The organism is Synechococcus sp. R6-5, assembly GCF_047461775.1.
In the GTDB taxonomy this organism is placed as follows: Bacteria; Cyanobacteriota; Cyanobacteriia; order Thermostichales; family Thermostichaceae; genus Thermostichus.
This window is the reverse complement of record NZ_JANSHV010000173.1, coordinates 1-10,450: the sequence shown is the minus strand read 5'-3', so window position 1 is coordinate 10,450 and position 10,450 is coordinate 1. Positions and strand designations below refer to the sequence as shown.

Sequence of the window (10,450 nt, the reverse complement as noted above, 5' to 3'; positions counted from 1 at the left end):
TCTTCCACATACAGCTCCAGCCGCGGCAAGTCCAGCAAGTCCGCGGCTATCACCCCAGGACAGCCTCGGCCAACAAATACCCTCAGTCGCTCCTGCACGCGATGCAGCTCTTGAATGGGCTCGTAGATTCCTAGTCGTGTGTCTATCCAGGCAGAGCTGGCCGTGCTGACAAAGTAGCGCACATCAGAGCGGGGCGAGTAACGAAAGGGCTCCGGCAGCTCTCCCCCAAACACCCAGTCCAGCAGGTTCTGAATGCGGTGGCGGGGATGCCAGTGTTGGTCGAAAGTGTGATAAGCGCGGCGGGCAATTTGAATGGCCTCCCGGGGATGGTCTAGGTAGTAGCGGATTTTCTCCAGGAGTTGGGCTTCGGAGTTGTAGGTGTCGCAGTAGGTGCCGGGCGCCAAAAGTTCGTCCAATCCTGAGGCGAAGGAGAGCTGGTCAGTAAGCAGAAAGCCCCCCGCGGAAATCACTTCCAAGTTCCTTAAGTTCAGATCCCCATTTTGGCTGCAGTTAAAGGAAATCAGAGAATGGGCAAACCATTTGGCTGCCTCTTGGCGGTTGGCTGTTTTGATGAGGATGGGCAAATCTGCATTCTTTATGGCTTGAACCAGCCGGCAACGCCTGGGATGGCGGGATCCCTGTTGGCCGATAAAGACCACTTGATTTTCTCTATCTTCCACCCAATCGTGGGTAACAGTGCGCATGGAGATAAGAGGCAACTAGGCAAGATTCTCAGCGCCTGCTGCGGCAAACCAGTGCAAATGCTGGAAGTTATAGGCAGTAGCGACGTAATCAAAGCCTTCAGTAGCCCAGTAGGCCAAGAGATGGTTGATGGGAAGTTTCCAGTGGTGGGTGTCTCCAGCTAGCAAGAGTGTGGGGCATTTAAACTTCCTTGTATTTAGGGGATTACTCTGGTCAAAGCTGGAAGTCCAAACAATAACTAGGTCAAACTCCTTATTTGTAATTTGCTCAGACTGCTGCACAAAGTCATAGAGGTCATAGTCTCCCTCTGGGCACTCCACCAATTCCTTAGAGAGATTGACAAAGTTTAGTCCAAAGCCCTTGGCTCTCCTCTTGGGGCAAAGACTGACCTGCCGATCTGAAAGCTGCGGGGGCGGGATATAGTCTGGCGGAGTTGGCCAATTGAGGAGAATTCGCGGAGCATTGGCCTTGATGTCTTGCATTTCTCGACTCCCCAAGTTGAGCGGCAGGTTCTTCTAGCTCCTACAGGCTACTAGGATTGGACACAACAACAAGGGATCTCTGTTGCCCTGGAAAACGATAAGCCGAGCATAGGTTATAAGCAACCCCATGGATCCCTGTCTGCAAGAGCCGAATCCAGTTTACCTGCCTGGATGGCCCCTACCCAAGACGAGCTCTCCTACGACAATGGCATACCCATGGAAAGCTGGCGGCACACGTGCCAGATGGACTTGCTCATCTCCACCACCCATGCCGAGCGAGGTTTTGAGGCTGTACCCAGCGAAGTGGGAGGGTAGGAGGCCACCTGGATTCTGTGGGCCACTGCCGCTGGGGAACTGATGCCTGCCAAGGCTGAACTGGAGCAGCAAAGGGCTGAGCGCCTGGCCTAAAAGTTGTGAGAACTGGGGGTGGATCCGGGTACATTAAGCTAGAGCAGACGTCAGGGATCCCTCCCCATGGATTGCCAAGACCTTGCTCAGGATCTTCTCCTAGAACTGGAGCAAGCTCAGAGTCTCACCCAGCTCTTAGATTGGGCTTTAGCCTGCCTTCCTAGCCAGCAAATCTTCTGCCAGATTGGCTGGGAAGAGTCCGCAGCTGTTTTGCAGGCAATGCTTCGCTATCCTGAAAAGTTAGCAGTGATTCTACGGAATCCCCTACAGAGCTCATCCGAAAAGTCAATCAGCACAGAAGATATCCAAACCCAAATTTCTCAGTTGGGATTAGAAGAACGGGTTCTACTCCTAGAAGGCCCCATTCCTGCCCTTTTGGCAGATCTCGGTCAATGTTTCCCAGAGACCCAGATTGGCGTTTGTTTCTGGACTGAACTCACGGACTACCGTACCTGTCTGCTTCAGTCTTTGCTACTGCGGGATTACTTGGCCGACTCAGCCCTATACTTGGTCAACCATTGCCGCTACGGAGCCATAGCCCAAGCCAACCTAGATTTGATGGGGATAGATCCCAGTTTTCATCTGCAGAAGGTTTTGCCCAATCTAGGCCAAGGGATCCATCTCCTCACTTGGGATCCCCAGCACAAAGGGTTAACCGAGCAGGATCTCGCTCACATCCAAGCAATTGGCCCTGGATCACTGCTGGCAGCTAACCCGGTATTCCTGACTTTTACCCAGCCGGATCCCTCAGAACCCAACCGGTTTTACCCCTGTAAATACATCAAGCTGGATAACTTCCTGCCTCAAGAGCTCAACCAAGCCATTCTCCAACATGCCATTACCCACCAAGACAAGTTTATCCCTTCCAAGAGCTACAGCAAGAGCAACACCGAGGCAGAGTCACTAAAATTTCGCCGCTCCCTGAGGCTGGACTTCGCTTACTTTCAGGAGCATGGATCCCTGCTGCGAGAAAAAATTGCGGCTGTTGCTCCCCAAATCTTCGCCGAGCTAGGCATTGAGAACTTTGACATTCAAATCTTTGAGATGGAGATGATTGCCAGCCATGATGGCTGCTTCTTTACCGCCCACACCGATAACTCCTACCCACAAACTGCCTTCCGCCAGGTGAGCTGCGTATATTACTTTCACAAAGAGCCAAAGCCTTATCGAGGAGGTGAGCTGCGCATCTACGATACCCAAAGGCAAAAACCTCATCCACCAATCCTGCACGGGGCATACGATGAGGTAACTCCTACAAATAACAGCATCGTCTTCTTCTCCAGCAGTTGCCTACATGAAATCCTGCCGGTATTTAGCCCTAGCCAAGCCTTTGCCGATAGCCGCTTCACTATCAATACCTGGTTAGGATCTAAGCAATTCACCTAAAGGCTTGCAGATCCACCATGGCCAGAGTTTGCATAATTACCACTGTTCGGGATCCAGGCGTGTGCTTGGAGTCGTTCATTCGCTATCACCTTGCCCTTGGAATTGCCCATATTTATATCTTCTTTGACGATCCAGAGGATCCCGCTATTCAGGTGGCACTTCAGTTTTCCGATGTAACGGCTATTCCCAACGATGAAGCTTTGCAAGTCCAACAAGCATTAGGGAATGTTCTCTACCCAAAATATGGCCCTCATGTTGGCTATGAGGTCATGGCTCGTCAGATCCTTAACGTAGAAACTGCTATACAACTTGCCCTGGATCAGGGCATGGACTGGATTCTTCATATTGATGGAGATGAGCTTTTTTATCCTGGCCAGATGATGGCTTTGGATTGGTTTGATCAAGTAAGCGACGATATATTCCAGGTTACGTTCCTAAACCACGAAGCAGCTCCTGAAGTATTTGAAGTCGAGGACTATTTTCGCGATGTCACTCTATTTAAGAAAAACCCTGCTGCCTTAGAGCCAGGACTCTGTACTGAGTTTCAGAGAGTTTCCGGCAAGAGTCAATACTTTTTAGCTTATCAAAATGGAAAGTCAGCAGCTCGGATCCATCCCACTCTCTTACCCAATAGCGTACATAGCTTTGATATTCCAGAATGTCATACCTTGGTAACATCATTCCCCTCTATTTTGCACTACTTAAACTGCGGCTTTCAAAACTACTATAAAAAGTATGCTCAACTGGGAAACTTTCCCGACTACTGGTGGCGCTCAAAGTCTAATCCTATTCGGGTTCCCTTTCACTTGGCCTCACGGGACGCTTATTGCTCAGGAGATAGAACTCGCATGGAAGCTCTTTATCAAGAGTTCATACTTTACAGCAGTCCTGAAACCAACCAGAACCTCATCGAAAAGGGTATTCTTACTCGCATCTCCTACCCATCACAGTTACTGTCCTCGCTCTAGTTCACTGGTTTAGCCTAGAGCCCTTGCCTACTCTTGAGGGAGACTGGAGCAACTGAAATAAAAAAGCTCCCCACAGGGAGCCACGGAGTACATAAAGTAGAGATAGAAACTAGTCAAAGACGTTGCAGCTCTTACCAACAAAGGTAGACTCAGTAGCCACAACTGTCTCCTGTGCTCCCAGGCCAATGGTGCATTGAATTCTGTTGCCAGAAGCGTTAACGTAGCGGCTTGCACCCGTGACAGCAGTGGTGTCCCAGCGCATCCCCTGAGGCGCAGTACTAGTAACATTGCTGGCCACTGGTGTTTCGTAATTGGGGGCGCTCCAGGGATCATTCATAAACTTATCGCCCCTAGCGCCGCAGGAATCAGCCCCACTAGTGGTAGGACATCCGAACTTAATTCTGGTGTAGTTGTCCGGGTACACGCCAACATCTAGGCGATAGACTTCAGAACCACGACCCACTGCCGTGAGAGCTGCTTGAGCTTCAGCAGTGCGGGAGCGGCGCACTTGGTTTAAGAACTGCGGGATTGCCACTGCAGACAGCACACCCACAATTACAATCACCACCAACAGCTCAATCAGGGTGAAGCCCTTGGCTTTGGAGAGAATTTGCTGAGCCAGTTTGGCCCGCAACAGAGACTGACGAGACTTTGCGCTCATGAGTACCAGATCCTTTAGCAAACTAGAGAGTTAACTGTGCAGCTCACCTGCTAGTGCTAACTTACCCCGCTCAAGGGCGATTCATAACAGCCTGCTCCCTGGCGCAATTGCGGATTTTTGCCAGATGAGCCTGACACAGGTCAGTGGTTTAGCTGAGCCGGCCTCAGCATGGCAGATTAAGACTAGCACTCTTCCTTCAACCTATGAACCCTGCGCTGCAAGCCCGGATCCTGGAAGCCAAGCAACTGCTTCAGCAGTCTCCCGATGCTTTTGTGGAGTGGTTGGTGGCTTTTTACCGAGAGCAAGACGCAAAGGATTGGCAGGAGTTCCTATGGGGTTTCTTTGACCTCTCCTCAGCCAATGATTTGGCTTCCCCCTCTGAGCCAGAGGCAATTACCTTGTCAGCGCTGGAGCAGGCCTTGGCTGCTGGCCAGCTGAGCCTTGCTTACCAGCTCTACACGCCTCTGGTGAGAACAGGGATCCTGTCCCAGGAGAAAGTCTTGGATTTGTTACTATCCCTCGCAGGCCGTCTAGAAAATAGCCCCACGCAGGATCCACAGCAGCGTCTTCAGGCTTGTCTGAAGCTGCGGGAGATGGCCTTTGAGCTGGATCTAAGCCGGCGGGACAATGCCCAAGTTTTGCTGATGCGGGCCCTGCAAGCTCAGGATGAGCTGGCAGTTGGCTTTTATGGGCAAGCCCTACTGGAGAGCCTAGGCGGCGAGAAGAGCCTCGATATTACTCAGGAGCCACTCCTTACTGAATTGCTCGCGCGGCTATGGGACGATGGCTACCTGAGCTTGTTTTTTGAGGTGGCCACAACTTTACAAGTCTTTCTTCCGGAGGAACAAAGATCTGGATTTGCTGCTTTGCTGGCCCAGCTAGCCAATGCGGTGGATCCCGAGCAGGCGAAGCGCTATGAAGGTTTGTGGACGATAGAGGACTTAATCGGTGACTTTTTTCAGAGGGCAGCCCGCGCCTTCTTCCAGAACTCTACCAGTGATGGCTATTCCATTTTAGGAGAAGCTCTCATCACGGCGGCCGAGAGCTCACAGGTGCAAGAGAACTTTACTCTTCGTCTATCCCTTCTATCAGAATCGCTGGAAAAGTTGATCCATGCTGCCCAGCCAGAACGGATAAACCTTGTTATTCAAAAAATTATAGACTTGATTTTGTCAAGGGAAACTAACTTAGAGTCCTTAAAAATTGATGACGAAAATCTACTTGAGAGCTTAACAATTTCCAAATCCATTATATTTCGAGTTTGCTTTTGTTGGAGTTATCTAACTGACGATCGCTCTCTGATTCGTCATTACCAACAAATTGGTGGTAGAATCTTTAACGACTGCCTAAGCTTAATGGCTTCTCAGCGAGACTTCCTCTGGTCAGAGTATTGGCAGAGAAACCAGCAAGATTACTGCAGATCCGGTAGAGCTGAGCGCAAGTTGCGAGTGGGCTTTTTGGGTAGCTGCTTTCATCGGCACTCGGTTGGCTTTCTCAGTGAGGCTACTCTCAGGAACCTATCTCGCGATCTTCTGGACGTTGTCTACTACTACTACCAGGGGTGGAAAAATGAAGATATGGCCAGTCATGACAATATGTATCAAAAGTTTCGCTCTCACGAAAATCTCCATTTTCGCTTTTTTCCAGGAGAAACCAAGCCGCCTCAAGTAGCTGCTCAAGCGCGTGAGGATCGCATCGATATCATGGTTTTTATGGACTCCCTTACCAGTCACGATGCCAGCATCGTAGCAGCTTTGCGGGCCGCTCCTATCCAAATTGGTTGGCTTGGCGGAGATGCTGTCGGTTTGCCAGAATTTGATTACTTTTTCGCCGATCCCTATGTCCTTCCTGAAGATGCACAGGCCGATTACCATGAAAAAATTATCCGCTTGCCTAGCTACTGTGCTGTGGACTATCTGGACATCCTGCCCGCTGATAAGATAGATTTCAGAGCTAAGCTGAGAATCGATCCGCAAGATATTGTTCTTCTAACTGCGGCCAGTGCCTACAAGCGCACCCCTGAATGCATTGATGCTCACCTGAAGATTCTAAAAGCCGTACCTAACGGTATCCTAATTGTCAAAGGCTCAGGGGAAATTGCCACAGTTATCAGGCGTTACCAGGAAAGAGCTAAGGAATTGGATGTTTTGGATCGCGTCCGTTTTCTAGCTCAAGCAAGCAGCGTGGAAGAGCACCGGGGCCAACTAGCTTTGGTGGATCTTGTTCTCGATACCTTTCCCTACACAGGTGCAACCCACACTATGGAAGCTCTCTACATGGGTGTGCCAGTTCTTACCTTAGTAGGTCGCCATTACTACGGCCGAATGAGCTACAGTCTGCTAAAAAATATCGGTCTTGAAGATTGTATCACTTGGTCAGTAGAAGAGTTTATCCAACGTGGGATCCAACTGGGCAATGATCCAAAGTGGATTAACCAGATCAAGAGGAATATCAGGGATTCCCGTCGTTGGTCAGTAATTTGGGATCCAAGAGAACACGCTCGTAGCATGGAAGCTGCTTTCTTCCACATTCTCGAAGGTAAATCCCACGAAACTTATACGTTTCACCCCAACGACTTGTACTCAACTCCAGATGAATGGAATCAAGCTGGGATCCAGCTCATTCGATCCCTAAGTGCTGATGCTTCGGTTTCAACGCACCAATCCGCTTGGGAAGAAGCGCTGTCTTTGTGGCGAAGGGGCTTGGCAAGGGATCCCTATCATGTTCCGTGTTGGCTAAACCGAATCCATGCCCTATTGGTATTGGGCGATCGCTCTCGCGCTTTTGAAGATGCCTACGCTCTCCTAGAATTTCTATGCACGGAAGCACAAAGTATGCAACCTTCTCAGTTGACAGATGTTCCTATCTGGGTTGAAAGCGAAGGTTCTGCGGATCCGGGTGCTTATACAAAATACAGTTACCTATACTATCTAGCCAAGTGGATGGCTGCTCACGTTGGGGTCGTATACAGCCCAGAAGCCATGCGATTTTGGAACCTAACTTATTCGATAGATCCAGATGATGAACAAGCAGCTCTGGCGGTAGCGATTGAGCTTCTCTCGCAGAAAAAGATAGAAGGGCTAATACCAATTAACCATATACTTAGCCTTGATCCAACTCATCGCCAAGCATGCCTGGTCAAGGAAATTGCACTGTGGGAGGTTGTGTCTCAAGTGCAAACAGCCTCTTTCCCTGCGCAGCCCGATCTCTATTTTGACTATGAAAATTGCAGACTCTCCCTCGAGCCTTCGTTCTCGAGTGTTGTCACCCGCGTCCTACTTACTCAAGGAGAATGGTTTGAGGACGAGATTAGCTTCTGCAAGCACTTTTTAAGACCAGGGATGAACGTAATCGATGTAGGGGCAAATGTTGGGGTATACACTTTCCTTGCTGCACATCGGGTAGGCCCTACGGGTAGTGTAATCGCAATTGAGCCCACGGCTTCTTGTCTTCAGTGTATGCGAAAGACAATAAGTGCCAGCTCCCTAGAGGATGTTGTCTTCCTCATAGAAGCCGCCGCTGGGGATCATGAAGGCACTGTTCAGTTACAAGAAGAAAGAGCTAGTGTATTCAACTCTATCGGCGATTCAAAGCAAAGGCCGGAACAAGTATCGAATGATGGAAAGGTTGTAAATCTCATTACTCTGAACTCTGTCTGGCGCTCGAGAGGTGAACCCCAGATTGATCTCATCAAGATTGATGCAGAAGGTGCAGAAGAGCAGGTTGTCTCCGGTGGGCTAGAATTACTTGCCGCCGGCCACCCTATCATTATTTTCGAGAACAGACATGTCTCCAAGGTTACCGGAACTGCTACAGCTAAAATACTGGAGCCTTTAGGCTATGAGTTTTATACGTACAATCGTTTCCTGAATAAGCTAACTAGGGTCAGACCTCAGCAATACCCAGTTTCTGCTCTAAACATTATTGCGATTCATCCTTCAGATCTGGAAAAAGTTGCAGACATGATATCGGTTTAGAAAGTTGGATCCGAATTTTGCTCTTTTGCTTGTGTTGAGCAAGGAGCTTTCCAGGGCTGGTTGGTTTCTGTTGTACGAGCAAGTCATTCAACTTTTCTGGGGAACAGAGCTTGCAGTGGGGGTGGGCAATCGTAAGTAGACAGCTCATGCCAAGAAGTCCAACTGACGTTAGACACTGCAGGCGCCGCGAGCAAGCCAATTTGAGCAAATTCAACTAGCCGGAAGAGCGTAGCAACTGCATCAACTGCTGAGGCGTCATCTGCTCGTAGGGCTCAAAGGGCTGGTGGATCCAAGGGTTATCCGGCAAATAGTCCACATAGTAGTCGGGTTGATAGACGGAGGCGGCCTTGTACCACAGTACGCCGGTGCGGATCTCCTCGATGTAGAAGCCGTAGTGGTGCTTGAGCCAGTGGACAGAGCGCTTTAGGGTCATGCCAGAGTCTGCCAGATCGTCCACCAACAGCACGTGGCTGCCCAGGTTGGCGGTGGTCATGGCTAGATCCCGCGAGAAGGTCAGTTGCCCCCGCTGGCGGTTACCGGGCCCAGAGTAGGAAGAGGCTGAGAGAATAGCCAGGGGCAGGTCGAAAAGACGGGCCAAGGTATCGCCGATGCGCAGCCCCCCCTTGGCAATACAGACGATTTGGTTAAATTCCCACCCGCTTTCGTAGACTTTGACGGCCAACTCCTCGATTTTGCGGTGGTAGTCGGCCCAGGTAATGGAAATTTCGTGCAAGGGATCCCCCTCTACCCATCTAGAGTGCTCAGTTTAATAATGACGCTTCTCCCCTCGACTAGGGACTAGCTTTCTTTCAGAGGGATCACCTTCACCCAATGGGCATAGACGGGATCCCGATTTTCGGTAATTGCCGTCAGCTTCTGCCGCAACTGCTCGGTGATGGGGCGGGAGGGGGGCAGGACGTACTGCTCGATCTGGCGAATGGGGGTGATCTTGGCAGCAGTGCCGGTTAAAAAGGCCTCGTCAGCAATCAATAGCTCCGATTTGTCAACGGGCCGTTCTTGGGTAGGGATCCCCAGATCACGGGCCAGGGTGAGGACACTGTCGCGGGTGATCCCTTCCAAGATATCTTGGTCGAAGCTGGGGGTAATCAGCACGCCATTGCGCACAATAAAAATGTTCATGCCCGAGGCTTCGCTCACTTTGCCCTGGGAGTTCATCAAAATGGCCTCGTCATAGCCAGCCTGCGCCGCCTCGGTTTTGGCCAAAGAGGAAGTGATGTAGGCGCCGGTGATCTTGCCCCGCAATGGTAGGCTGCGATCCTCTTGCCGGGCCCAAGAGCTGATGCGGCAACTGACTCCCTCTGGCGAGAGGTAGTCCCCCAGTTCCAAGCCGTACACGAAAAAGTCTTTCTCAATGTTGTGCAGCCGCGGCGAGATGCCTAGGTCGGAGGTGTACACCAAGGGGCGGATGTAGAAAGACGTGGAGGGACGGTTTTTTCGGATCAGCTCGACGATCACCTGCTCAATCCGTTCAGCAGGGAGATCAAAACAGAGCAGGCGGGCGCTTTGACTCAGTCGTCGGCAATGGCGATCCAGACGGAACACCAGAACTTGATCCGGGTTTTGCGGATCAGGGATCCCGCGTAGGCCGCCGAACGCCGCTGTCCCGTAGTGCAGAGCATGGGTGGCAATGGAGATCTTCGCCTCAGCAAAGGGGACAATCTGGCCCTGAAAGTAGGCGTAGGGCAGAAAATCTGGCATGGTCGGCACCCACCGGGGTAGGAATGAGAGGTAGGAATATTATCACCGATTCGTGCAGTGCCGGGAGCTCCAACGTCAGCATGACTTCCCTGCCTGTAGTAGCAGCACGCGGGATAGGCGTAGAGCATGCCTCTAACCCCCAAAACC

At 50.9% G+C, this 10,450-nt stretch carries 9 protein-coding genes; 4 read left to right on the top strand and 5 right to left on the bottom strand.

What is annotated here, in order from left to right:
• Together NW818_RS09705 and NW818_RS09700 are read right to left on the bottom strand one after the other, a co-directional pair.
• Window positions 1–704, bottom strand: a 704-nt coding sequence (locus tag NW818_RS09705) for a glycosyltransferase (RefSeq protein WP_414424433.1), incomplete at its 3' end; no start/stop codon positions are given.
• 15 nt (window positions 705–719) lie between these two features.
• On the bottom strand, window positions 720–1,184 hold the full coding sequence (locus NW818_RS09700; RefSeq protein ID WP_414424432.1) for a hypothetical protein: 465 nt from the start codon (window positions 1,182–1,184) through the stop codon (window positions 720–722).
• A gap of 171 nt (window positions 1,185–1,355) precedes the next feature.
• Between NW818_RS09700 and NW818_RS09695 the strand changes: the two genes are divergently transcribed.
• The 3 genes from NW818_RS09695 (at window position 1,356) to NW818_RS09685 (ending at window position 3,946) form a co-directional block, all read left to right on the top strand.
• Complete coding sequence (locus NW818_RS09695; protein WP_011432125.1) at window positions 1,356–1,499, top strand: hypothetical protein; 144 nt, start codon at window positions 1,356–1,358, stop codon at window positions 1,497–1,499.
• Window positions 1,500–2,060: 561 nt separating this feature from the next.
• On the top strand, window positions 2,061–2,978 hold the full coding sequence (locus NW818_RS09690) for a 2OG-Fe(II) oxygenase (RefSeq protein WP_414424431.1): 918 nt from the start codon (window positions 2,061–2,063) through the stop codon (window positions 2,976–2,978).
• Between the two features lie 17 nt (window positions 2,979–2,995).
• Window positions 2,996–3,946 carry a glycosyltransferase family 2 protein gene (locus NW818_RS09685; RefSeq protein WP_414424430.1) on the top strand — a complete coding sequence of 317 codons (951 nt, stop codon included), beginning with the start codon at window positions 2,996–2,998 and terminating at the stop codon, window positions 3,944–3,946.
• Between the two features lie 109 nt (window positions 3,947–4,055).
• Here NW818_RS09685 and NW818_RS09680 read toward each other — a convergent pair whose 3' ends face one another.
• Window positions 4,056–4,607 (bottom strand): type IV pilin protein, encoded by a 552-nt coding sequence (locus NW818_RS09680; RefSeq protein ID WP_414424429.1) that lies wholly within the window; start codon window positions 4,605–4,607, stop codon window positions 4,056–4,058.
• A gap of 203 nt (window positions 4,608–4,810) precedes the next feature.
• Between NW818_RS09680 and NW818_RS09675 the strand changes: the two genes are divergently transcribed.
• Complete coding sequence (locus tag NW818_RS09675; protein WP_414424428.1) at window positions 4,811–8,584, top strand: FkbM family methyltransferase; 3,774 nt, start codon at window positions 4,811–4,813, stop codon at window positions 8,582–8,584.
• Window positions 8,585–8,798: 214 nt separating this feature from the next.
• Here the strand turns inward: NW818_RS09675 and NW818_RS09670 are convergent, their stop codons facing one another.
• Window positions 8,799–9,317: a phosphoribosyltransferase gene (locus NW818_RS09670; protein ID WP_414329088.1), complete on the bottom strand. Its 519-nt coding sequence runs from the start codon at window positions 9,315–9,317 to the stop codon at window positions 8,799–8,801.
• A gap of 65 nt (window positions 9,318–9,382) precedes the next feature.
• The gene (locus tag NW818_RS09665; protein WP_011432133.1) at window positions 9,383–10,303 is read right to left on the bottom strand and encodes a branched-chain amino acid transaminase; all 921 of its coding nucleotides are present in this window, start codon (window positions 10,301–10,303) and stop codon (window positions 9,383–9,385) included.
• Between the last annotated feature and the right edge of the window lie 147 nt (window positions 10,304–10,450).